Source organism: Amycolatopsis sp. NPDC114505 (assembly GCF_055633615.1).
This window is the reverse complement of the sequence record NZ_JBVKDV010000001.1, coordinates 2,812,019-2,834,340: the sequence shown is the minus strand read 5'-3', so window position 1 is coordinate 2,834,340 and position 22,322 is coordinate 2,812,019. Positions and strand designations below refer to the sequence as shown.

Annotated in this window: 20 protein-coding genes; 10 read left to right on the top strand and 10 right to left on the bottom strand. The window is 71.0% G+C overall.

Annotation, left to right across the window (positions count from 1 at the left end; translation table 11 throughout):
• Nucleotides 1–139: 139 nt before the first annotated feature.
• Nucleotides 140–1,345: a CaiB/BaiF CoA transferase family protein gene (locus tag ACZ7OU_RS14075; RefSeq protein ID WP_470255294.1), complete on the bottom strand. Its 1,206-nt coding sequence runs from the start codon at nucleotides 1,343–1,345 to the stop codon at nucleotides 140–142.
• A gap of 126 nt (nucleotides 1,346–1,471) precedes the next feature.
• Here ACZ7OU_RS14075 and ACZ7OU_RS14070 point away from each other — a divergent pair, with 126 nt between their 5' ends.
• The gene (locus ACZ7OU_RS14070) at nucleotides 1,472–3,430 is read left to right on the top strand and encodes an NPCBM/NEW2 domain-containing protein (RefSeq protein WP_470255293.1); all 1,959 of its coding nucleotides are present in this window, start codon (nucleotides 1,472–1,474) and stop codon (nucleotides 3,428–3,430) included.
• On the opposite strand, the gene ACZ7OU_RS14065 is transcribed toward ACZ7OU_RS14070, so the two are convergent.
• From ACZ7OU_RS14065 to ACZ7OU_RS14040, 6 genes are read right to left on the bottom strand one after another with little or no spacing between them, the layout of a single operon-like run.
• A complete protein-coding gene (locus ACZ7OU_RS14065; protein WP_470255292.1) occupies nucleotides 3,420–4,097 on the bottom strand; it encodes a GntR family transcriptional regulator in 678 nt (225 codons plus the stop codon). The two genes, ACZ7OU_RS14070 and ACZ7OU_RS14065, sit on opposite strands and share 11 nt — an antisense overlap.
• A 4-nt stretch (nucleotides 4,098–4,101) precedes the next feature.
• A complete protein-coding gene (locus tag ACZ7OU_RS14060) occupies nucleotides 4,102–4,887 on the bottom strand; it encodes an SDR family NAD(P)-dependent oxidoreductase (RefSeq protein WP_470255291.1) in 786 nt (261 codons plus the stop codon).
• Nucleotide 4,888: 1 nt separating this feature from the next.
• Nucleotides 4,889–6,589, bottom strand: a complete 1,701-nt coding sequence (locus tag ACZ7OU_RS14055) for a hydantoinase B/oxoprolinase family protein (RefSeq protein WP_470255290.1) — start codon at nucleotides 6,587–6,589, stop codon at nucleotides 4,889–4,891.
• Entirely contained in the window at nucleotides 6,586–8,616 is a 2,031-nt protein-coding gene (locus ACZ7OU_RS14050; RefSeq protein ID WP_470255289.1) for a hydantoinase/oxoprolinase family protein, read from the bottom strand. The genes ACZ7OU_RS14055 and ACZ7OU_RS14050 overlap by 4 nt, the downstream gene beginning before the upstream one ends.
• Entirely contained in the window at nucleotides 8,613–10,235 is a 1,623-nt protein-coding gene (locus tag ACZ7OU_RS14045; RefSeq protein ID WP_470255288.1) for a thiamine pyrophosphate-binding protein, read from the bottom strand. The genes ACZ7OU_RS14050 and ACZ7OU_RS14045 overlap by 4 nt, the downstream gene beginning before the upstream one ends.
• A gap of 44 nt (nucleotides 10,236–10,279) precedes the next feature.
• The gene (locus ACZ7OU_RS14040) at nucleotides 10,280–11,458 is read right to left on the bottom strand and encodes an NAD(P)/FAD-dependent oxidoreductase (RefSeq protein WP_470255287.1); all 1,179 of its coding nucleotides are present in this window, start codon (nucleotides 11,456–11,458) and stop codon (nucleotides 10,280–10,282) included.
• An 80-nt stretch (nucleotides 11,459–11,538) separates the two neighbouring features.
• Here ACZ7OU_RS14040 and ACZ7OU_RS14035 point away from each other — a divergent pair, with 80 nt between their 5' ends.
• The 9 genes from ACZ7OU_RS14035 (at nucleotide 11,539) to ACZ7OU_RS13995 (ending at nucleotide 19,554) form a co-directional block, all read left to right on the top strand.
• Nucleotides 11,539–12,903: a WS/DGAT/MGAT family O-acyltransferase gene (locus ACZ7OU_RS14035; RefSeq protein WP_470241536.1), complete on the top strand. Its 1,365-nt coding sequence runs from the start codon at nucleotides 11,539–11,541 to the stop codon at nucleotides 12,901–12,903.
• Nucleotides 12,904–13,019: 116 nt separating this feature from the next.
• Complete coding sequence (gene pqqA / locus ACZ7OU_RS14030; RefSeq protein WP_086670354.1) at nucleotides 13,020–13,115, top strand: pyrroloquinoline quinone precursor peptide PqqA; 96 nt, start codon at nucleotides 13,020–13,022, stop codon at nucleotides 13,113–13,115.
• Nucleotides 13,116–13,118: 3 nt separating this feature from the next.
• Nucleotides 13,119–13,808 (top strand): pyrroloquinoline-quinone synthase PqqC, encoded by a 690-nt coding sequence (gene pqqC, locus ACZ7OU_RS14025; RefSeq protein WP_470255286.1) that lies wholly within the window; start codon nucleotides 13,119–13,121, stop codon nucleotides 13,806–13,808.
• Nucleotides 13,805–14,071 carry a pyrroloquinoline quinone biosynthesis peptide chaperone PqqD gene (gene pqqD, locus ACZ7OU_RS14020; protein WP_470241538.1) on the top strand — a complete coding sequence of 89 codons (267 nt, stop codon included), beginning with the start codon at nucleotides 13,805–13,807 and terminating at the stop codon, nucleotides 14,069–14,071. Before pqqC ends, pqqD begins: the two co-directional genes overlap by 4 nt.
• A complete protein-coding gene (pqqE, locus tag ACZ7OU_RS14015; protein WP_470255285.1) occupies nucleotides 14,062–15,126 on the top strand; it encodes a pyrroloquinoline quinone biosynthesis protein PqqE in 1,065 nt (354 codons plus the stop codon). The genes pqqD and pqqE overlap by 10 nt, the downstream gene beginning before the upstream one ends.
• Entirely contained in the window at nucleotides 15,123–15,950 is an 828-nt protein-coding gene (pqqB, locus tag ACZ7OU_RS14010) for a pyrroloquinoline quinone biosynthesis protein PqqB (RefSeq protein ID WP_470255284.1), read from the top strand. The genes pqqE and pqqB overlap by 4 nt, the downstream gene beginning before the upstream one ends.
• A 118-nt stretch (nucleotides 15,951–16,068) precedes the next feature.
• The gene (locus ACZ7OU_RS14005; protein ID WP_470255283.1) at nucleotides 16,069–17,472 is read left to right on the top strand and encodes a hypothetical protein; all 1,404 of its coding nucleotides are present in this window, start codon (nucleotides 16,069–16,071) and stop codon (nucleotides 17,470–17,472) included.
• A gap of 92 nt (nucleotides 17,473–17,564) precedes the next feature.
• Nucleotides 17,565–18,080 carry an ArsR/SmtB family transcription factor gene (locus tag ACZ7OU_RS14000; RefSeq protein WP_470255282.1) on the top strand — a complete coding sequence of 172 codons (516 nt, stop codon included), beginning with the start codon at nucleotides 17,565–17,567 and terminating at the stop codon, nucleotides 18,078–18,080.
• Nucleotides 18,081–18,321: 241 nt separating this feature from the next.
• Nucleotides 18,322–19,554 (top strand): MFS transporter, encoded by a 1,233-nt coding sequence (locus ACZ7OU_RS13995; protein WP_470255281.1) that lies wholly within the window; start codon nucleotides 18,322–18,324, stop codon nucleotides 19,552–19,554.
• A gap of 96 nt (nucleotides 19,555–19,650) precedes the next feature.
• Here the strand turns inward: ACZ7OU_RS13995 and ACZ7OU_RS13990 are convergent, their stop codons facing one another.
• From ACZ7OU_RS13990 to ACZ7OU_RS13980, 3 genes are read right to left on the bottom strand one after another with little or no spacing between them, the layout of a single operon-like run.
• Nucleotides 19,651–19,908 carry a hypothetical protein gene (locus ACZ7OU_RS13990; RefSeq protein WP_470255280.1) on the bottom strand — a complete coding sequence of 86 codons (258 nt, stop codon included), beginning with the start codon at nucleotides 19,906–19,908 and terminating at the stop codon, nucleotides 19,651–19,653.
• A 58-nt stretch (nucleotides 19,909–19,966) separates the two neighbouring features.
• Nucleotides 19,967–21,349: an amidase gene (locus tag ACZ7OU_RS13985; protein ID WP_470255279.1), complete on the bottom strand. Its 1,383-nt coding sequence runs from the start codon at nucleotides 21,347–21,349 to the stop codon at nucleotides 19,967–19,969.
• Nucleotides 21,346–22,275, bottom strand: coding sequence for a D-2-hydroxyacid dehydrogenase (locus ACZ7OU_RS13980; RefSeq protein ID WP_470255929.1), 930 nt, complete (start codon nucleotides 22,273–22,275; stop codon nucleotides 21,346–21,348). The genes ACZ7OU_RS13985 and ACZ7OU_RS13980 overlap by 4 nt, the downstream gene beginning before the upstream one ends.
• Nucleotides 22,276–22,322 lie beyond the last annotated feature (47 nt).

The following is a 22,322-nucleotide window of genomic DNA, read 5'->3' as shown; positions in this document are numbered from 1 at the left end:
CGGCGAGCGCGAACACTCCATCGTGCACACTTCGCGACGCGGGACTGGCCGGAACGGCGACGCAACGGGTAAGGCCGACGCCGCCGGGCCCGCGGCGCGTGCTCCGGCCGACCCGGCGCTGGTGCCGGGAAGCTGAGCCTCAGCCCAGGAACTCCGCGATCTCCTCCGCCGAGTAGCCCAGCTCCGCCAGCACCTCCGCGGTGTGCTGCCCCAAGGTCGGCGGCGCCGACGTCGGCCGCGCCGGCGTGTCCGATGCCTTCACCGGGAAGCCCGTCCCCAGGTACGTCCCCACCGTCGGGTGCGGCAACCGGACCACCTGGTCGCGCGCGGCGGTCCACGGGTCCGCGTAGACGTCGTCGATCTCGTTGATCGGGGCCGCCGGGATGCCCGCCGCGTCGAAGGACTTCATCCAGTCCGCCGCCGTGCGCGTCAGCAGCACCGGCTCCAGGAGAGCGTTCAGCTCGTCGCGATGAGCCGCGCGTGCGGCGTTCGACGAGAACCGCGCGTCCGAAGCGATGTCCAGATCGAGCGCCCCGCAGAACGCGTGCCACAGCTTTTCGCTGCCCACCGCGATGATCAGCCAGCCGTCCGACACGTGGTACGCCTGGTACGGGACGATGCTCGGGTGCGCCGAGCCCATCCGCCGTGGCCGGGGCGCGTCGTAGAAGTGCGCACCCGCGGCGTACACGTGCCAGGCCAGCTGACTGTCCAAAAGGGACACATCGAGGTACTGGCCGCGGCCGGTCGCGTGCCGGGCCTGCAAGGCCATCAGCACCGCGATGATCGCCCACGTCCCGGCGTTCAGGTCCGCCACCGGCAGCCCGACCTTCGCCGGCGCGCCGCCGGGCTCGCCGGTCAGCGACATCACGCCGCCGAGGGCCTGCGCGACCAGGTCGTAGCCCGCGCGGTCGCGGTACGGGCCGGTCTGCCCGAACCCGGTGATCGACACGTGGATCAGCCGCGGGTTCAGATCCGACAGGACCGCGTACCCGAGCCCCCACTTCTCGAGCGTGCCCGGCCGGAAGTTCTCGACGAGCACGTCGGCGTCGACCACCAGACGTCGGAGGGCTTCGCGACCGCGGTCACTCTTGAGGTCGAGCACGATCCCGCGCTTGTTCCGGTTCGCCGCGAGGTAGTACACGGCTTCGCCGCTCTCGCCGACGAACGGCGGGCCCCAGCCGCGGGTGTCGTCGCCGTGGCCGGGTGGCTCGACCTTCACCACGTCCGCACCCATCTCGCCGAGGTACTGCGTGCAGTACGGCCCGGCGAGGATGCGGGACAGGTCGACGACCTTGATCCCGTCCAGCGGGCGGAATCCGGCGTGGTCAGCAGGCAGCGAAGTCACGGCCCTTTCTCTCCCACCGGGGCGGAATCCGCAAGGTGTTCCTCCTAACGGCCGTAGACATCCGACCTCTTCATGGTGTTTGTTGTTGAGTGAGTTTGTGCAGAGTTGCGCACTCCTGGAGGGATCATGCGTCTTCTTGTCGGGCTCGCGGCCGCCGTCGTGGCCGCCGCGATCGCTTCTCCCCCACCCGCCCAAGCCGCCGAACCGGCCGACGCCCAGCAGCTCGGCCAACGGCCACCCATGGGCTGGAACAGCTGGAACAAGTTCCACTGCGACATCAACGAAGAGCTCATCCGCGAGACGGCGGACGCCATGGTCAGCTCGGGCCTGAAGGCGGCCGGCTACCAGTACGTCAACATCGACGACTGCTGGGCCGAACAGAACCGCACCGCCGACGGCAAGCTCGAAGCCAGCCACGCGCGCTTCCCCGGCGGCATCAAGGCGCTGGCCGACTACGTCCACGACCGCGGGCTCAAGCTCGGCATCTACACCAGCGCCGGCACGCTGACCTGCCAGAAGACCATGCCCGGCGGCCTCGACCACGAGGACGTCGACGCGCAGACGTTCGCGGACTGGGGCGTCGACTACCTCAAGTACGACAACTGCAACAACCAGAACCGCCCGGCGATCGAGCGCTACACGAAGATGGGCGAAGCGATCAAGAAGACCGGCCGGCCGATCCTCTACGCGCTCTGCGAATGGGGTCAGAACCAGCCGTGGCTGTGGGGCAAGGACGCCGGCGCGCAGCTGTGGCGCACGACCGGTGACATCAGCGACAGCTGGAGCAGCATGACCGGGATCCTCGACAAGCAGGTCGCGCTGGCCGGCTACTCCGGCCCGGGCGGCTGGAACGACCCGGACATGCTCGAAGTCGGCAACGGCAAGATGACGACCACCGAGTACCAGGCGCACTTCGCGTTGTGGGCGCTGATGAACGCGCCGCTGCTCGCCGGCAACGACCTGCGCTCGATGTCCGACACCACCAAGTCGATCCTGGAGAACAAGGACATCGTCGCGCTCGACCAGGACTGGGCGGGCAAGCAGGGGTACAAGCTCCGCGACGACGGCGACACCGAGGTCTGGACCAAGCCGATGTCGGACGGCTCGGCGGCGGTCGTGCTCTTCAACCGCGGCCTGACCGCGGCGCCGATGTCCGCCACCACCGCCGAGCTCGGCCTCGCGAAGGCCCGCGACTACCGCGTCCGCGACCTGTGGACCGGCGCCGAAACGGAGACCACCGGCGCGCTCCGGGCGTCGGTGCCGAGTCACGGCGCCGCGGTGTTCCGCGTCTGGCCCGCGAAGTTCCCGAACGCTGCTCCGCTGTCGACGCTGACAGTCCAGGCGCCGGACTTCGCCGACGCCGCCCAGCCGTTCACGGCCACGCTGAAGCTGACCGACGACGGCAGCACCCCGCTCCTCGCCGCGCAGGTCAAGCTGACCGCCCCGGCCGGCTGGAAGCTCGACGGCCGCGCCGACGTGCTCGTCCCGGCGGTCGCCCCGGGCAAGACATGGCAACGCTCCTGGACCGTGCGTCCGGACGCTCCGAGCGGCGACCGCGTCACCCTGACCGCGACGGCGAACTACTGGACGGCCTGGGGTAAACGCTCGTTAACGGCCGACGGCGGCGCGCCCATCGTGGTACCGCCGGCGCCCGGCGTGACACCGCTGTCGAAGGCGACCTGGCTTTCCGCCGAGAACGGCTACGGCCCGGTCGAACGCGGCACGAGCAACGGCGAGTCCAAAGCCGGTGACGGTCACAAGATCACCATCGGCGGCGTGACCTACGACGACGGCCTGGGCGTGCACGCGCCGTCGCGCGTCCGGTTCTACCTCGGCGGCGGCTGCACGGCGTTCGGCGCGTCCGTCGGCCACGACGACGAAAAGGCCAAGGGCAGCGTCGCGTTCCAGGTCCTCGGCGACGGCAAGGAGCTCGCCGCGACCGGGGTCATGACGGCGGGACTGCCCGCGCAGCAGCTCGCGGCGAACCTGAGCGGGGTGCGGGTGCTCGACCTCGTCGTCACCGACGGCGGGGACACCAACGACTCCGACCACGCCGACTGGGCGGACGCCACGATCACCTGCTGAGCGCCAGCAGCAGGGCTTCGGCGTCGCGGAGGTAGCGCTCCAACGCTGCCTCCGCGACGCCGAACCGGCCGCCGCGCAGGTCGCGCAGGATCTGCTCGTGGCAGACCAGGAACGGCTCGTAGAACTCGCGCGTGTTCTCGTTGAGGACGAAGAACAACCGCGTCTCGGCGAGCACCTGACGCATCGTCGCGGAGATGCGCTCGCTGCCCGCCAGGTCGGCCAGCGCCTGGTGGAAGTGGATGCTGGCGGTGCCGACCGCCGGCCAGTCCTCGGCCGCCGCGGCCGCGCGACCGTCCCGCAGGGCCTGTTCGACCGGCACCAGGTCCACAGTGGACAGTTCGGCCGCCCGCCGCAGGGCACCGCATTCCGTGGCGCGGCGGACGACGTAGAGGTCCTCGATGTCCTCTATGGTCAGTTCGCGCACGAACACGCCGCGGTTCAGCTCGTGCACCGCCAGCCGCTCGTGGGCCAGCAGCTGGAACGACTCGCGCAACGTGTTGCGCGAGACGCCGAGCGCCGAGCTGATCACCGGCTCGGACAACCGTTCACCGGGGGCGAAGACGCCGTCGGTGATGTACTGCCGCAGGATCGCGGCGACCCGTTCGGCCGTACCGCTGCGCTCGAGCAGGTGCCGCTCGCTCTCCAGCCCCGAGGGATCGACGGACACGGCGCTACCTGACGCCGAGCTCGAAGTCGAGGCTGTAGCGGTTGCCCGGCATCGCACCCGCGGCCTTCGCGCCGTCGATCGGCAGCACGACACCGTTGATGAAGCGCGACTCGTCGCTGGCCAGGAACACCACGGCCTTCGCGACTTCCCACGCCTCGCCGACGCGCGCCGCGGGCGTGCTCGCGACCAGCTGGTGCTGCTTGGTCTCGAACTCCTCGGGCGAGTTGAGCGTGCTGCGCAGCATGTCGGTGTCGATCGCGCCGGGGTTCACCGTGTTGGCGCGGATGCCCTGGTGCGCGTGGGCGACGGCGATCGACTTCGTCAGCCCGACCAGCGCGTGCTTGGTGGCGTTGTACACCGGGTCGCCGGGGCGGCCCATCACGCCGCCGTTCGACGACGTCGTGATGATGCTGCCGGCCTTGCGCTCGATCATGTGCGGCAGCACGGCGCGGGTGCCGAGGAAGGCCGCCCGGACGTTGAGCGCGAAGATGTTGTCGAACTCGGCCAGCGTCGTGTCGGCGAGGGGCTTGCCGAGGTGGATGCCGACGTTGTTGACCAGCACGTCGATGCGCCCGGCTTCGGCGAGCACACCGTCGACAAAGGACGCCACGGCGTCCTCGTCGGTGGCGTCCACAATGGAGTGCCGGTAGCCGTCGACCTGTTCCGCGGGCTCGCGGATGTCGGACGCGAACACCGTCGCGCCCTCGGCGAGGAACTCCTTCACCGTGGCGAGGCCGATGCCCCGCGCGCCGCCGAAGACGACCGCCACCTTGCCGGCCAACCGACCCATGTCACTTCCCCGCTCTCAGTAGTGCTGTCTGCTCTTCGTCCACCGCGTAGTCCCCGGGCAGCCGGACGAGCGCCGCCGGGTCGCCGAGGTACCGCACCTCGACGCCGTACACCGCGCGCGCCGCCGCGAGCGAGACGTATCCCTCGACGACGTCGTCGAGGACCTTGGAAACGGGCCGCTCGAACGGAAGCCCGTAGCCACCGCCGCCGGGCAGCGTGACGTCCACAACGGACTCGCGCGTCAGCGTCACCCGGCTTTTGGCGGGCAGGTCGTCCCCGTGGTGCAGCCCGAACCGGCCGGCCGCGCCGGGTGTTCCACCGTCCACACCGGACGCTGCCGCGCGCACGCGGTCGACGTTCCCGTTTACGCTCCAGGAGTCCTGGTCACGTGCGGCCATCGTCGTCACCTGGCCGAGGCCGCCACGCCACCGCCCGGCACCACCGGAGTCCACGCGCAGCTCCCGCGAACGCTGGACGAGCGGTGCCATCGTCTCGATGACTTCCGTCGGCGTCGAGCGCAGGCCGCTGGGGAAACCGGTGGTGTTCAGCCCGTCCTTGTTGACGCGCGCGCCCATGCCGCCGGTCTGGAAGACGTTGAGCATGAACCCCGGCCCGCGCCAGATGGTCATCCACAGCGCGTCCGCGCTCGGCGCGATCGCGGCGCCGGGCAGGGCACCGATCAGCAGCGACGGCAGGAAGTGCCCGATCAGGTGCCGCGACGCGACCGGGGCGGGCGGCAGGCAGTTCAGCACCGACCCTTCGGGCGCGGTGACGTGCACCGGCCGGAACGACCCGGCGTTGTGCGGCACCTCCGGCGAGATCGCCGCCTTGACCGCGAAGGACGCATACGCCCGCGTGTAGTTGAGCACGACGTTGATGCCACGACGGCTCTGCGGCGACGACCCCGCGAAGTCGAGGTGGATCGCGTCACCGTCCACAGTGGCCGTCACGCGCAGGACGATCTCTTCGTCGTCGAAGCCGTCGGTGACGATCTCGTTGGTGTAGGTCCCGTCCGGCAGCTTCCGCAGCGCGTCGCGCAACGCCTTCTCGGAGCGGTTCATGATCTCGGCGGCGACGTCGTCGAGGGTGTCGATGCCGAACTCGTCCAGCAGCTTCAGCAGGCTGACCGCGCCGACCTCGTTGCCGGTGACCTGCGCGTACAGGTCGCCGACGGTCTCCTCCGGCGTCCGGACGTTGGCCCGGATCAGCCGTTCCAGATCGGCGTTGACCTCGCCCGCGCGCAGGAACTTCAGGATCGGCAGGCGCAGGCCCTCTTCGAAGACCTCGTGTGCCTCGGCGGAGACGAGCCGGCCACCGATGTCCGGCGCGTGGCAGCAGGAAGCGAACCACGCGACCACCTCGCCGCGCCGGAACACCGGCGTCGCGACGGTGATGTCGTTGATCTGCCCGGCCGTCTGCCACGGGTCGTTGGTGAGCAGCACGTCGCCGGGTTCCAGGGTCTCCGCCGGGTAGGCCGCGACGAAGTGGTGCATGCCGGTGGCCATCGCGTTGATGTGCCCGGGCGTGCCACCGACGGACTGGCCGATCATCTCGCCACGCGAGTCGAACACCGCGCAGGCGAGGTCGAGCGATTCGCGCACGACGGCGGAGAAGGCGGTGTTGACCAGCGCGTTCTGCTGTTCGGCGAGGATCGAGTGCAGCCGGTTGCCGAACAGCCCGACGAGGATCGGGTCGACGCTCACGCCGTCACCTTCAGCGCGGCGTCCTCCCGGACGACGCAGTGCGCGCCCGGCGGGACGACCACAGTGGACTCGCGTTCCTCCACAATGGCCGGTCCTTCGACGCGCTCGCCGGGCTGGAGGCGGTAGCGGTCGTACACGACCGTGTCGACAAATCCACCGGCCGCCGGAAAGTAGGCTTTCCGCGTCCCCTTGCGCGCGTCGCCGCTGGTCACCTGGGCAGTCAGCCGGAGTGTGACGTCCGGCGCGGGCCCGCTGGAGACGACGCGCCAGTTCAGCACCTCGACGCCGACGTCGGGCCCGGTGCGTCGGTACAGCGCGCGGTAGGTGGCGGTGAACTCGTCGATCAGGGCGTCCGGCCAGCGGCCGCCGCGGACCGGGACGCGGATCTCGTAGCCCTGCCCGGCGTAGCGCATCTCGGCGATCCGCCGGTGCGTCACCTCGGCGGCACCGGACTTCGCGAGCAGCGCCGCACCCTCGGCTTCCATCTCGGCGAAAAGCGCGTCGACCTGCTCCCACGCCAGCTCGCGCACGGCCGCGCGGGCCGATCGGACGAAGTCGAACGCCAGCGGCGCGGTGAGGAACCCGGCCGCGCTGAGCACCCCGGCGGCGGGCGGCGCGACGACCGACGGCGCCCCGAGCGCGCGGGCGACGCCGACGCCGTGCACCGGGCCCGCCCCGCCGAACGTGTACATCGGCAGCTTCGCCGGATCCCGGCCGCGCTCGACGGCGTGCACGCGGGCGGCGTTCGCCATGTCCTCGTTGACGCTGGTGTGGATGCCCCACGCGGCCTCTTCGACGCTCACGCCGAGCGGTCCGGCGATGCCGCCGATCGCCGCACGCGCCGCCGCGGCGTCGAGCTTCATGCCGCCGCCGAGGAAGTAGTCCGGGTCGAGGTAGCCGAGCACGAGGTCGGCGTCGGTCACCGTCGGCTCGCTGCCGCCGCGGCCGTAGCAGACCGGGCCGGGCTCGGAGCCGGCCGAGTCGGGCCCGACGGTCAGCAGGCCGAGCGCGTCGATCCGGGCGATCGACCCGCCGCCGACGCCGATCTCGATCATGTCGGTGACCGGCACCTGCACCGGCAGCCCGGACCCGGGCAGCAGCCGGTACTTGCGGTCCACTTCGAACTGGTGCGTCACCGAAGGCGCGCCGCCGGCGATCAGGCACAGCTTCGCCGTCGTGCCGCCCATGTCGAAGGCCAGCAGATCGGCCGGCCCGATCGCGGCCGCCGCCAGCGCCCCGCCGGCCGGGCCGGACTCGAGGATCCGGATCGGGTGGCGAGCCGCGGTGTCCACAGTGGCCAGTCCGCCGTTGGACAGCATGATGTGCGGCGCCCCGGCGATCCCGAGCCGTCCCAGCCGGTGTTCGAGGTCGCGCAGGTAGCGCTCGGTCAGGTCCTGGACGTAGACGTTCGCGACCGTGGTCGACGCGCGTTCGAACTCGCGGATCTCGGGGACGACGTCGGAGGACAGCGCCACCCGGAGCGAGGGTGCCACCTCGGCGAGGATCTCGCCCGCGCGCCGCTCGTGCTCCGGGTTCGTGAACGCGTGGAGGAAGCAGACGGCGACCGCTTCGATACCCCGTGCCGCCAGCTCACGGCCGAGCCGCGCGACGTACTCCTCGTCGAGTCCGATGTGGATGGAGCCGTCGGCGAGGATCCGCTCCGGGACGTCGAACCGCAGGTGCCGCGGGACGAGCGGCGGGGGCAGCTCGATGTGCAGGTCGTACAGCTCGTACCGGTGCTCGCGGCGCATCTCCAGGACGTCCCGGAAGCCGGCGGTCGCGAGCAGCGCCGTGCGCGAGCCCTTGCGCTCGATCAGCGCGTTCGTCACCAGCGTCGTCCCGTGGACGACCTGCTCGACGTCACCGGCGGCGATCCCCGACTCCGCGAGCAGCGCGGCCAAGCCCTCCTCGACCGCGCGCGCCGGCTCGTCGTGCGTGGTCAGCACCTTGCCGACGGCCGCGATCCCCGTTCCGTCCACCGCGCAGAGGTCGGTGAACGTGCCACCGATGTCGACGCCGATCCTCATGGGCGATACCACCGCGGGGACGTGTTCAGCGGGGGCTTGAGCTTGGCCTTCACGACCAGGACGTTCGGCTCGTCGGACTCGACGAACTCGCCGAGCAGCCGCCGGAACGCGCGCCCGAACCCGGACACGCGGTCGGCGTGCACGCCGAAGGACCGGGCCAGGCCGACGAAGTCCGGGCTGTCCCAGTCGACCCCGCGGTGCGGCAGGCCCTCGCGGTCCTGGTCGTAGCGCAGCATCCCGTAGCCGCCGTCGTCGACCAGGACGACCGTGACCGGCAGCTGTTCCTGCGCGAGCGTCGCCAGATCGCCGCAGCCGTAGAGAAACCCGCCGTCGCCGGTGATGCAGATGGCGCGCCCGACCCCGGCCGCGGCGGCGCCGAGCGACGCCGGGAAGCCGTAGCCGAGGGTGCCCCAGCCCATCGGGTAGGCGAGCTTGCGCGGCGCCCGCACCCGGTGGAAGCCGCCGACCCAGTAGCCGGCGACGCACATGTCGGACACCAGCACCGCGTCCGTCGGCAGCACCTCGTCCAAAGTGGACAGGAAGTCGTAGGCCTGCGGCTCTTCGTCCCGGATCCGCTGGCGCACCCGGCGGCCGATGCCGGCCAGCCGCAACGTGATGTCGTCCAGCCCCGGCCGCTGCTTCGGCAGCAGCCGCTCGACGATCGCGCGCGCGTCGCCGACCAGCGTCAGGTCCGGCGGGTAGTTCTTGGCGGCGTCGTCGGCGTCGACGTTGATCGCGACCAGCGTGCGCGGCTTCGGCATCCGCCAGTTCTGCGTCATCAGGCCGTCGAAGTCGGTGCCGATGGCGAGCACGACGTCGGCCTCGTCCCACAGCTCGCCGACCTCCGGCGTGTGCACCGGGTTCGGCGCGAGGCACGGGTGGTCGAGCGGGAGCAGGCCGCGAGCGCCGAACGTCGTGATGACCGGCGCGGCGATCTTCTCGGCGAGCGCGCCGATGGCGTCCCCGGCCCCGGACCGCAGCGCGCCGCCGCCGGCCCAGATCAGCGGGTTCTTCGCGTCGGACAGCAGCGCTTCCGCGCGGGCGAGGTCGGGAACGTCGCCGTCGGGCTTGCGGTGCGGCGCGGGCGGACGCCGGTGCGGCACCGTCTCGCGCAGGTAGTCGGTCGGCACGCCGAGGTAGACCGGGCCGCTCTGCGCCTCCAGCGCGAGCCGCGCCGCGCGGTGCACGGTGGTGCCGATCTGGTCGGCGGCCCGCACGGTGAAGACCCCCTTGGTCACCGGCGCGAACATCGCCTGCTGGTCGGACGTCTCGTGCAGCACGCCGCGGACGACGCCGGGACGTCGCAACGTCGACGGGATGTCGGTGGCGATGATCAGCACCGGAGCCGCGGAGGCCATGGCTTCGCCGACCGCGCCCAGAGTGTTCGCCGCGCCCGGCCCGGTGGTGACGAGGGCGACGCCGAGCTTGCCGGTGGCGCGCGCGTAGCCGTCGGCCGCGTAGCCGGCGGTCTGTTCGTGACGGACCCCGACGAGCTTGATGCGGGTCTCGGCGAGCGCCTCCCACAACGGCAGGTTGTGCACCCCCGGGAGGCCGAAAACGATCTCCGTCCCCAGTCCTTCGAGGGCGTCCACCAACTCCCGAGCACCACTCACAGCCACGGCCCGGATACTGCCAGATCGTTGAACGATCTGGCAATCAACCCCTAGACGATGTTGTGCTCGACCGGTGCGGTATCGGCGCGTTCGAAGCGCCGGACGTCGAGCTCCGCGATGTCCACGGCCGGTTCTCGGCCGAGGTAGAGGTCCCGGATCAGCTCGCCGGTCGCCGGTCCCATCTGGAACCCGTGCCCGGAGAAGCCGGTCGCGTAGAAGAACCGCGACAGCAGGACGCTTTCCCCCACGATCTGGTTGCGGTCGGGCGTCACTTCGTACAACCCGCCCCAAGCCGTGCGGATGTCCGCGTCGAGCACGGCCGGGATCCGGCGGCCCGCCAGCTCGGCCAGCCGCGGCAGCCACTCGCCCGCTTCGTAGTGGGTGTCGAAGCCCGGGAAGCCGTCGTCCTCGCAGAACGACATGGCCAGGCCAGGGCCCTCGCGGTGGAAGTAGAACGCCGACGACATCTCGATGGTCAGCGGCACCGCGGCCGGCAGTCCCGGCACCGGCCCGGTGAACACGACCTGCCGCCGGAACGGGCGCACCGGGAGATCAAGGCCGGCCAGCTCGCCGATCCGCCCCGACCACGCACCCGCCGCGCACACGACCGCGCCGGTCCGGACGAACCCCGCGGTCGTGTTAACGCCGGTTAACGCGTCGCCGTCACGCTCGATCCCGGTGACCTCGACGCCGGTCCGGAGCTGCGCGCCGCACGCGCGCGCCGCCTTCGCGTAACCCTGGACGACGGCGTCCGGAGTGGCCTTCGCGTCGTCCGGCGACCAGAGCGCGGCGACGATCCCGTCCGGCTCGAGCAGCGGAAGGATGTCGCGCACTTCGGACGGGTCCAGGAGGTGGCTCCGCACGCCGTAGGCCTGCTGCAGCTCCGCGCAATGTCCGATTGCAACTGTGTCTTCCGAGTTGGTGAGCAGGTAGAGGTAGCCGTCGCGGCGGAAGTCGATCTCGACGCCGAAGTCGCGTGAGAAAGCGCTGTACGCGGCGAGCCCGCGCAGTCCCAACTCGACGTTCACGCGGCTCGTGAACGACGACCGGATGCCGCCCGCGGCCTTCGCCGTCGAGCCTTCGCCGAGCCCGTCGCGCTCCATCAGCAGGACGTCGACGCCGGCCTCCGCCAAGCGGAACGCGCAGCTCACACCGATCACACCGCCGCCGATCACGACGCACTCGGCCATCGGTGGCAGGGACGTTTCCCGAGCGCCGCGGACGGTCATACTCGCCAATGTAGAACGTGATCCACCCACGGCAGCCGAGCGCGTAGAGTCGGCGTGCCGAGTGCGGAAGGTGATGTCCCATGGCGATGATGCCCGTGACCGACTCGATGTTCCTCCTGGTCGAAACGCGCGAGCATCCGATGCACGTGGGCGGTCTGCAGCTGTTCAAGAAACCCGACGGCGCCGGGCCGGACTACCTGCGCGACGTCCGCCGCTCGCTGCTGGAGTCGGACAACATGCGGCCGGTGTTCCGCCGCCGCCCGGCCCGGCCGGTCAACACGCTCGGGCACGTCGCCTGGAAAGCGGAAGACGACCTCGAGCTCGACTACCACTTCCGGCACTCCGCGCTGCCGCAGCCGGGCCGCATCCGCGAGCTGCTGGAGCTGACGTCCCGCTGGCACAGCACCCTGCTCGACCGGCACCGGCCGCTCTGGGAGACGCACCTCATCGAGGGCCTGGCCGACGGCCGCTTCGCCGTCTACACCAAGGTCCACCACGCGCTGATGGACGGCGTCTCGGCGCTGCGCCAGCTGCAGGGCACGCTGTCGGACGACCCCGCGGACCTCGACTGCCCGCCGTGGTGGGGCACCCGGCGCAAACCGGGCGAAGGCCGCACGAAGAGCCCGCGCTCGTTCCTGCAGACCGCGGGCAAGACCGCCAACCAGCTCGCCGGTCTGGCGCCGGCCGCGCTCAAGGTGGCGCGCGAGGCGTTCGGCGAGCACACGGTGACCCTGCCGGGGCAGGCGCCGCGGACGATGTTCAACGTGCCGATCGGCGGCGCGCGCCGGTTCGCGGCGCAGTCGTGGTCGCTCGACCGCGTCCGGAAGGTGGCGACGGCCGCCGGGGTGTCGCGCAACGACGTCGTGCTCGCGATGTGCTCGGGCGCGCTGCGCGACTACCTCATCGAGCAGCGCGCGCTCCCGGACGCGCCGCTGGTCGCGATGGTCCCGGTGTCGCTGCGCCGCCAGAACGACCCGGGCGAGGCCGCGGGCAACAACATCGGCGCACTGCTGTGCAACCTCGCCACCGACCTGCCGGACGCGGGCAAGCGGCTCGTCACGATCCACCAGTCCATGCGCAACGGCAAGCGGCTGTTCTCGGAGCTGACGCCGTTGCAGACGCTGCTGTTATCAGCCGTTAACGTCGCGCAGCTCGGCGTCTCGCCGATCCCGGGCGTCGTCAACAACACGCGGCCGCCGTTCAACCTGGTGATCTCGAACGTGCCCGGGCCGCGCAAGCAGATGTACTGGAACGGCGCGCAGCTCGACGGCATCTACCCGGCGTCGGTGCTGCTCGACGGCCAGGCCGTCAACATCACGCTGACCAGCAACGGCGACAACCTCGACTTCGGCGTCACGGGCTGCCGCCGCAGCGTGCCGCACCTGCAGCGGATCCTGACCCACCTGGACACGGCGTTGGTGGAACTGGAAGCCGCGGTCAAGTAGCACCGCTGATCGGCACCCCACTGCGCCATCGGAAGGAAACTTTCCGAACTCCTCTGGCCAGCCCGCTCGTCGCGCTCTTACGGTGACGGCGATCAGCCCCGCGAGAGGAGCAGGAAATGACCGAATCCGTCGAGGTGTGGACGACCCCTGACTTCGTCGAGTACGAAACTCCCATGGAGGTGACCGCCTACGCGGCCCGCATGGCGGACTGACCGATGCCCGTCGAGCCGCTCGCGGAAAGCGCATTCATCGAGGCCCTGCGCGGTCTTTCGGGCCGGTACTGGGGCACGCACCCGTTCCACCGGAGGCTGCACGCGGGCGAGCTCGACGAGCACGGGCTGCGGATCTGGGCGGCCAACCGCTGGTACTACCAGTGTCAGCTGCCGCAGAAGGACGCGGCGATCATCGCCAACTGCCCGCTGCCGGAGATCCGGCGCCAGTGGCTCGACCGGATCGTCTACCACGACGGCCCGCACGCAGGCACCGGCGGGATCGAACGCTGGCAGCGGCTCTGCACGGCCGTCGGCCTGGAGCGCGACGAGGTGCTCGACGAGCGGCACGTCGCTCCCGGCGTCCGGTTCGCCGTCGACGCCTACGTGACCTTCGCGCGGACGAAGCCGTGGTGGGAGGCCGTCGCTTCGGGACTCACCGAGATGTTCGCCGGGCACCTGATGCAGCAGCGCGTCGCGGACATGCTCGCGCACTACCCGTGGATCGCGCGCGCGGACCTCGACTACTTCACCAACCGCATCGACAAGGTCGCCGGCGAGGGCAAGGACACGCTCGACATCGTGGTCCGCCACTGCGTCACGCGCGAGCAGCAGGACCGCGCGATCGCCGCGCTGTCGTTCAAGTGCGACGTCCTGTGGTCGATGCTCGACGCGATCGAACGGGCGGCGAAGTGATCGCCCCGGTCTCGGTTCCCCAGTTGCGTCGCGGCGTGCGGCTGTCCTTCGACCACGTCCGCGAGACGCACGTCCTGTTGTTCCCCGAAGGCGTCCTCGTCCCGAACGCCACCGCGGCCGCGGTGCTCGAACTCTGCGACGGCGCCCGGACCGTCACCGACATCACCGCGGTCTTGGGAAAGCGCTTCACCGGTGTCCGGGAACAGGACGTCCTCGACGTGCTCTCTCGGTTGGGCGAACGGAGGGTCGTCGCGTGGACGTGACCCCGCCGCTGGGCCTGCTGGCCGAGCTGACCCACCGCTGTCCATTGCACTGTCCTTACTGCTCGAACCCGGTCGAACTCGTAGCGCGGTCCGCCGAACTGTCCACTTCAGACTGGATTTCGGTACTCTCGCAAGCCCGCGAACTCGGCGTGCTGCAGGTGCACATGTCCGGCGGTGAGCCGCTGGCCCGACCGGACTTGTCCGCGCTGGTGGCGCACGCGAGTTCGCTCGGGTGCTACGTCAACCTCGTGACCTCCGGCCTCGGCCTGACTTCCGCCCGGCTCGACGACCTGGTTTCCCGTGGGCTCGCGCACGTCCAGCTGTCGGCGCAGGGCGCGACGCGGGAGCGTTCCGATCTGCTGGCCGGCGCGCGGGCGTTCGACCACAAGCTCGCCGCGGCCGCGCTGGTGAAGGCGTCCGGGCTGCCGTTGTCCTTGAACGTGGTGCTGCACCGGCGCAACCACGACCAGCTGGCCGGGATCATCGAGCTGGCCGAGCGCATGGGCGCGGACCGGCTGGAGCTGGCGAACACCCAGTACTACGGCTGGGCGCTGCGCAACCGCGAGGCGCTGATGCCGACCCGCGCGCAGCTCGCCGACGCGGAACCCGTGGTGCGCGCGGCGATCCGGCGGCTGCGCGGCACGATGGAGATCGTCTACGTCGTCGCCGACTACTACGAGCCGTACCCGAAGCCGTGCATGTACGGCTGGGGCGCGCGGCAGCTGACCGTGGCGCCGGACGGGACCGTGCTGCCGTGCCCGGCGGCGTCCGCGATCTCGACGCTCACCCTGGACAATGTGCGGGAGAAGCCGCTGGCCGAGATCTGGTACGACTCGTCGTCGTTCAACGCCTACCGCGGCGAGGACTGGATGGCCGAACCGTGCCGGACGTGCGACCGCCGTTCCGTCGACTTCGGCGGCTGCCGCTGCCAGGCGTTCCTGCTCACCGGTGACGCCGCGGCCACCGACCCGGTGTGCTCGCGCTCTCCCCGGCGCGAGGTCGTCGACCTCGTCCTGGCCCGGCCACCGGAATCCGACCTGGCCATGCGCCGGTGAAGGTGATCCTGCTCGGCACCGCGGCGGGCGGCGGGTGTCCACAGTGGAACTGCGCGTGCCGCCTGTGCGCGGCCGGGTTGCCGCCGCGCACCCAGGACTGCGTCGCGGTCAGCGCCGACGGTGCCGGCTGGTACCTGCTCAACTGTTCGCCGGACATCCGGTCCCAGATCCTCGCGACTCCGGCGTTGCGCGCGGGGCCCGGTCCACGCGAAATCCCGTTGCGCGGAGTTCTGCTGACCGACGCCGAACTCGACCACTCGCTGGGCCTGCTGATGCTGCGTGAGGCCGGCGGGCTCCCGGTGTTCGCACCGGACGTGGTGCTGGAAGCGCTGTCCCCGTTTCGCGCGATCGTCGACGGCTACGGCGGCTGGACATCGCTCGTGGACCTTCCCGGACTGCGGGTCGACGTGCTGCCGGTGAGCGACAAGAAACCGAAGTACGTTTCGTCCCCAGGTAATGGCCCATGGGTCGTCGCGTACCGGATCTCGGACCTCTCGACCGGCGGCGTGCTGGTGTACGCGCCGTGCTTGAAGAGCTGGCCCCCGGGGTTCGACGCCTTCGTCGCGGATGCTTCGCTGGTACTGCTGGACGGAACGTTCTACGCGGCGGACGAGATGGCGGGCGTCGGTGGTCCGGACCAGCTCGCGATGGGCCATCTGCCGATCACCGCGAGCCTCGCCCGGATCGCCGGTCGGCCCGGGCGCTGGGCGTTCACGCACTTGAACAACACCAACCCGGTGCTGGACCCGGCGTCGGAAGAACACGCCGCCGTGCGGTCCGCCGGCGCCCTGCTCCCGGCCGACGGCACGGAGTTCTCTGTGTGATCAACCGACTCCTTTCCGCACACCGTCACGATTACGTCGCGGCGGTAAACCTTTCGACGCGCTCAGGCGACTAACAGTCATGAGTACTTCGCTCTGAAGTACCTGGGGAGGAACGTTCATGAGCACTGAAGTAGCCCACGGCGCGGCAGCCGCCCTCACGCTGCAGCCCGGATCCGGTGCGCCGACGGCGGTCCGGAGGTACTGGCACCCGACGGACAAGGACTGGCTGTCGGTGCCGGCGCACGGCAACCAGCCCACCGCCGCGCAGCTCCAGGGTTACGGGTACCAGACGCCGACCGGACCGCAGTTCTACGTCAGCCTGGTCGGCAACAGCGAAATGGTCGAGGTCTCCCGCTGGTGGCACCCGACGGACAAGGACTGGATCGACATGCCCGCCGGCATGGCGTCCGACGCGCAGATGGCCACCTGGGGTTACCAGAACAAGACGTTCCAGTACTACGCGTTCCCGACGCAGCGCACGGGAACGGTGGCGGTGTACCGCTGGTGGCACCCCACCGACAAGGACTGGCTCACGGTGCGGACCGGCGAGTTCACCGACGCGCAGATGCAGTCGTTCGGCTACCAGAACAAGACGCTGTTGTTCTACGCCTTCGCCCAGCAGTCCCCGTCGACGGACCTCGGCTACTTCGCGCTGGGCACGCCGCAGAAGTCGGTGCTCAGCCCCGTCTCGTGGAGCGGTTCCGGTGACCACCCGCACACGTTCAGCGTGCTGGAGGTCAACCCGACGCAGTCGCCGTCGATCAACCAGGGCTTCCGCTACATCGGCTACTACGGGCACCACAACTGCTCGGGTCTGGGCATCGCGCGGACGAACGACCTGAACACGACGGCGTGGACGCAGGAACCGACGCCGCTGTTCACCGGCACCGGTGAGCGCTGGGGGAACGCGCTGCTGAACCCCGACAACACGATCGGGCTGGTGCACAACGTGTACTGGTGCGGCGGCAACCCCGACGGCGGCGAGTACTACATCGCCGGGCGCAAGAGCACCGACGGGATCGACGGCACGCAGTTCACGTCGTTCGTGCCGCTGGTCAAGGAAATGACCGTGATCAACGGCAACCCGACGCTGTTCCGCGACCCGGACACGCAGACCGTGTACCTGTACTGGTTCCGCGAAGCCAACGGCCGCAAGGAGATCCGCGTCAAGAGCGCGGCGACGTTCGACGCGCTGCTGCAGACCAGCCCGACGGACCTCGGCACGCTCATCGCGTACTCCCACGACGTCGTGGCGTCGCCGCAGGTGATGAAGGTGGGTTCGCTGTACTACCTGGCGGTGGAGACGCTGGAGCAGACGAACGTCTGGAAGACGCGGGTGCTGACCGCGGCCAGCCCGACGGCGCAGTTCTTCGAGCTCCCGGCCGGGCCCGTCTACGGCAACGGGTCGGCGTGCGTGTTCCAGCACGTCTTCGGCACCACCCTGCACACGTACTTCGGCAACGAAGGAACACCGGGCGTCGGCAACTGGACGCTCGACCACGTGAGCGCGCCCCTGCCGTGACCCCGGCGGCTCCGGAGGGCGGGTGCAACGCCCTCCGGAGCCGCTCCGGCAACCCCCAAATAACTCTTTGACGGTCATGGCAGACTGACGCCATGCCCCACGACAACCTGCGCGTACTGGCGCACCCGCTCCGCATGCGGATCTTGTCGCTCCTGACGGGAACGGCAATGAGCGCAGCCGAGGCGGCGCGCGAGCTGGGCGAAACGCAGGCGAACATCAGCTATCACTTGCGCCGCCTGCACGAGGCAGGCCTGCTGGATGTCGCGGAGGAGCTGACGATCCGCGGCGGCCGAGCGAAGCGGTATCGCCACGACCCGGAGTCGGGCCGCCGCTTGACAACCCGCAACCCGGCCGAGGAGCAGCTGCTGACCAAGGCGGTCGCAGGCGAGCTTCTGCGACGGGCGGGGTCCCGGGCACCGGGTAAGCGAGCGTCGTTGACGGACGCGGAGCTGTGGGTGGACCCAGCAGTCTGGGCGCGACTGCTCAAGCGGGCATCGGAGCTGAGCCAGGAGCTGCACGCGGCGGCTCAGCCACCACGGACCCCGGGAACGGTCCAGGTCAGCGCGAGTGTGGCACTGTTCGAGCTGGCTCCGGATGAAGTCCGATGAGGGCTGCCGACTCGCCCCTTTGCCCGGCCGCGCCGGCTCAAGCCGGCGTGTCCGGCAGCGCGAACCCGAACCACTGCCGCCGCGTCGCCAGCCGCAAGGTCGCCCCGCCCCATGAGCCCGGCCCCGATGTCGCCCCGCGGATGAGCCATCCGCCCACCCCACCACGGGAACCCGGCTCGCGACTCGATCGCCGCCAACGCGTCCACTCGCCCTCCGCTACCGTCCCGCCGGAGCTGCTCCCATGACTTCCCCGCTCCTCGCCCCGCTTCGCGAATCTCGCTTTCGCGCCCTCGTCACCGGGCGGACCTTCGCCGACTTCGCCAATGCCGTCGCTCCCTTCGCGCTGGCCTTCGCCGTCGTCGATCTGACCGGGTCGGCTGTGGATCTCGGGATCGTCGTCGGGGCGCGGTCGATCGCCAACGTGCTGCTCGTGCTCTTCGGCGGGATGCTGGCCGACCGGCTGCCGCGGTCGGTGATCCTGCAGGGCACCGAGACCGCCGCCGCGCTCACCCAGGCCGCCATCGCCGCGAGCGTCCTTTGTGGATTCGCCTCGGTCCCGCTGCTGGTCGGGCTCAGTCTCGTCAACGGCGCCGTCTCGGCCATCTCGCTGCCGGCGGCCGCGTCGCTCACGCCGTTGACCGTGCCCGCGCCATTGCTCGCCCAGGCGAACGCGCTGGTCCGGCTGCTGTCCAACGTCGGCCGCATCGCCGGCGCCGGGCTCGCCGGGGTCCTCGTCGCGTTCGCCGGCTCGGGCTGGGCGCTCGCCGGGAACGCCGTCCTGTTCCTCGCCGCCGCGCTTTCCTACCGGCGGATCCGCCTGCCGCACGGCGTGCGCGTCCCGGGCAGCCGCCCCCTCAGCGAGCTCGCGGAAGGCTGGCGGGAGTTCCGGGCCCGGTCGTGGGTGTGGCTGGTCGTACTGCAGTTCATGATCGTCAACGCGGTGAACGCGGGCGCACTGCGGGTGATCGGCCCGCTGGTTGCCGACGACACGTTCGGCCGCACCGGCTGGGGCCTCGCGCTGGCGGTGCAGACCGCCGGCGCGCTGCTCGGCGGAGTCTTCGCCGCGCGGTGGCTGCCACGGCGGATGCTGCTGTTCGGAGTTGCGCTCGTGACGGTCGACGCGCTGCCGATACTCGTGCTCGGCGAGACGCCGTACTTACTGCCGATGCTGTTCGCGATGTTCCTCTCGGGCTTCGCGATCGAGCAGTTCGGCGTCGCCTGGGACGTGTCGCTGCAGGAGAACGTGCCGCCCGAGAAGCTCGCCCGCGTCTACTCCTACGACATGCTCGGCTCGTTCGTCGCGATGCCACTCGGCCAGATCGCCGCCGGTCCGCTGGCCGAGCACGCCGGCCGTTCGGCAACACTCCTCGGCGGCGCGGCCCTCGTCGTCGGCGCGACGGCGATCGTCCTGCTCAACCCCCAGATTCGCGGTCTGGTCCGCCGCGCACCGGTCGGCTCGGGCACACCGGGATGAGGATGCAGCAGTCGACGCCCGGACTCAACACAGTGGACAGCCACTGATCGGCGCAAGCCGAATCACGCCGGCCGGCAAACCGCCCCGCGCATGGTCTCACCGGCCGGCTCGGGGTTCCGGGGTCAGGTCGCGGTGACCGTCGAGACGCCACCAGCTCTCCAGCGTCTCCCGCAACGCCTTCAACAGCTCGCCACCCGTTTCCAAAGAGACCAGGGCTGCTTTGCCGTCGTCCACGCGGAGCGCCGCCGTCAGACGGTCGCCCTGCTCGATCAGGCCCACCACCACCCGGGTCGGCTCTCCCGCGACGTCCACGGTCGGAATAGCGCGCTCGTACCGCCAGCCTTCAGCGTTCACCCGGCAGACAGTGGCACAGCTTTCTCCGCCCCGGCCCGGGTTTCACCCTCACGTGTGGTCAGGCCGGCGCCCAGGGCCGCACTTCCTCCAGGAGCTTCGCCACCGCCAGCACAAGGTCGTCCGAGTGCCGCGGCCCGATGATCTGCAGCCCCACCGGCAGCCCCTCCGACGTGTAGCCGGCCGGCACGCTGATCGCCGGCTGCTGGGTCATGTTGAACGGGTACGTGAACGGCGTCCACTCCGGCCACTCGCTCAGCCCGCTGCCCGGCGGCACGTCGTGCCCGGCCTCGAACGCGGCGATCGGGACGGTCGGGGTGATCAGCACGTCGTGGCGCGTGTGGAACTCGCCCATGAGGATGCCCAGCGCGGCCCGCTCGGCGGTCGCGTCGAGGTAGTCGCTCGCCGACCACGTCCGGCCGAGCTCCCACACTTTGCGCAGGCCCGGGTCCGTCCGCTCCTCGGACCCGGGCGGGAACGAGTCGAGCAGCTTCGCCGCCCCCGACGACCACAGGATGTCGAACGCCGGCTTGGGATCGGCGAACCCCGGATCGGTCTCCTCGATGTGCAGCCCCGCGTCGCCGAGCGCGCGCACCGCCGCCGCGACGACTGCCGCGATCTCCGGGTCGACGTCGACATACCCGAGCGTCGGCGAGAACGCGGCCCGCAGCCCGCGCACGTCCCGGCGCACGGCCTCGCGGAACGACCCCACCGGCGGCGCCAGCGCGGCCGGGTCGCGATGGTCGGGGATCGACAGGACGTCCAGCAGCAGCGCGGTGTCGTCGACCGACCGCGCCATCGGGCCGGCGTGCGAGAGCGGGCCGAACGGGCTCGCCGGGTACAGCGGGATCCGGCCGTGGGTCGGTTTGAGCCCGACGATCCCGCAGAACGACGCCGGGATCCGCACCGAGCCGCCGCCGTCGGTGCCGACGGACAGCTCGCCCATCCCCGCCGCGACCGCCGCGGCGCTGCCGCCGCTCGACCCGCCTGCCGTCTTCGACGGGTCGGCCGGGTTGCGCGTGATGCCCCGCAGCGGGCTGTCGGTGACGCCCTTCCACGCGATCTCGGGCGTCGTCGTCTTGCCCAGCACGACCAGGCCGGCCTCGCGCATCCGCGCGGCGACCGGGCTGTCGACGTCCCACGGCTGGTCCGGGTCGATGCTCTTCGAGCCCCGGACGGTCGGCCAGCCCTGCGTCAGGAACATGTCCTTGATCGAGGACGGCACGCCGTCGAGCCACCCGATCGGGTTGCCGTCCCGCCAGCGGACCTCCGACGCCTTGGCCTGTTCCAGCGCCCCGTCGGCGTCGACGAGGCAGTACGCGTTGCACTCGCCGTCGCGGTCTTCGATGGCCTGCAGCGCGTTCTGCGTCGCCTCGACCGGCGAAAGCTCACCGGTCGCGTAGGCGGCGACGAGCTCGCTGGCGGTCAGCATCCTGTCGTTCATCCGGCTCCCTGGTTCCCCGACGGCACGTAGCCGAGCGTCTTGTCGACGACATTGCGCAGCGGCTCCCCAGCGCGCCAGCGGCGGAAGTTCTCGGCGAACACCTCGACGAGGGTGTTCCGCCAGCCGATGAAGTCCCCGGACATGTGCGGCGAGACGAGCACGTCCGGCATGGTCCACAGCGGGCTGTCCGGCGGCAGCGGCTCGGTGTCGAAGACGTCGAGCGCGGCGCCGGCGATGGTCCGGCTCTTAAGCGCGGCGACCAGGTCGGAGGTGACGACCAGCTCGCCCCGGCCCACGTTGACGAACCGCGCCGACGGCTTCATCGCGGCGAACGCGCGCGCGTCGAACATGCCCTTGGTGTGCTCGGTCAGCGGCGCGACGGCGACGACGTAGTCGGCGTGCGGCAAGAACGCGTCGAGCTGCGAAGACTCGTGCACGACGCCGAAGTCCGGGTCGCCCGTGCGCTCCCGGCGGCCGGCGCCGCTCACCCGCATCCCGGCCGCGCGCAGCAGCCGCGCGATGGCGCGGCCGATCGGCCCGGTGCCGACGACCACCACCTCGCGTCCGGCGATACGTTCACTCTCCCGGTGCAGCCAGCGCCCCTCGCGCTGCAGGTCGTGCGACCGCGCGAAGTCCTTCGCGAAGGCGAGGACGACGCCCAGCACGTACTCCGCGATGGCGTCGTCGAAGACACCCCGGGAGTTGGTCAGGACGACGTCACTCTCCACCAGCCCGGGGAACAGCACCGGGTCGACGCCCGCGCTGGCGATGTGCAGCCAGCGCAGGCGATCGGCCGCGTACCAGGCGCCCGGCACGGCCGTGGAGAGGAAGTCGTAGACGAAGAGCGCGTCGGCTCCGGACAGCGCTTCGGACAGGCCCGCCGCGTCCGTGTAACGCACGACGGCCCCGGATTCGACAGCACGCATGTCCGGTGGGCGGGACTCGCCGCAGAGCACCGCCAGGACCGGGGTTT

Coding starts and splice junctions, on each gene's coding strand:
- ACZ7OU_RS14070 (WP_470255293.1), top strand. CDS start 1,472: ATGCGTCTTCTTGTCGGGCTCGCGGCCGCCGTCGTGGCCGCCGCGATC.
- ACZ7OU_RS14060 (WP_470255291.1), bottom strand. CDS start 4,887: ATGGGTCGGTTGGCCGGCAAGGTGGCGGTCGTCTTCGGCGGCGCGCGG.
- ACZ7OU_RS14050 (WP_470255289.1), bottom strand. CDS start 8,616: ATGAGGATCGGCGTCGACATCGGTGGCACGTTCACCGACCTCTGCGCG.
- ACZ7OU_RS14040 (WP_470255287.1), bottom strand. CDS start 11,458: ATGACCGTCCGCGGCGCTCGGGAAACGTCCCTGCCACCGATGGCCGAG.
- ACZ7OU_RS14035 (WP_470241536.1), top strand. CDS start 11,539: ATGGCGATGATGCCCGTGACCGACTCGATGTTCCTCCTGGTCGAAACG.
- pqqA (WP_086670354.1), top strand. CDS start 13,020: ATGACCGAATCCGTCGAGGTGTGGACGACCCCTGACTTCGTCGAGTAC.
- pqqC (WP_470255286.1), top strand. CDS start 13,119: ATGCCCGTCGAGCCGCTCGCGGAAAGCGCATTCATCGAGGCCCTGCGC.
- ACZ7OU_RS14005 (WP_470255283.1), top strand. CDS start 16,069: ATGAGCACTGAAGTAGCCCACGGCGCGGCAGCCGCCCTCACGCTGCAG.
- ACZ7OU_RS14000 (WP_470255282.1), top strand. CDS start 17,565: ATGCCCCACGACAACCTGCGCGTACTGGCGCACCCGCTCCGCATGCGG.
- ACZ7OU_RS13995 (WP_470255281.1), top strand. CDS start 18,322: ATGACTTCCCCGCTCCTCGCCCCGCTTCGCGAATCTCGCTTTCGCGCC.
- ACZ7OU_RS13985 (WP_470255279.1), bottom strand. CDS start 21,349: ATGAACGACAGGATGCTGACCGCCAGCGAGCTCGTCGCCGCCTACGCG.
- ACZ7OU_RS13980 (WP_470255929.1), bottom strand. CDS start 22,275: ATGCGTGCTGTCGAATCCGGGGCCGTCGTGCGTTACACGGACGCGGCG.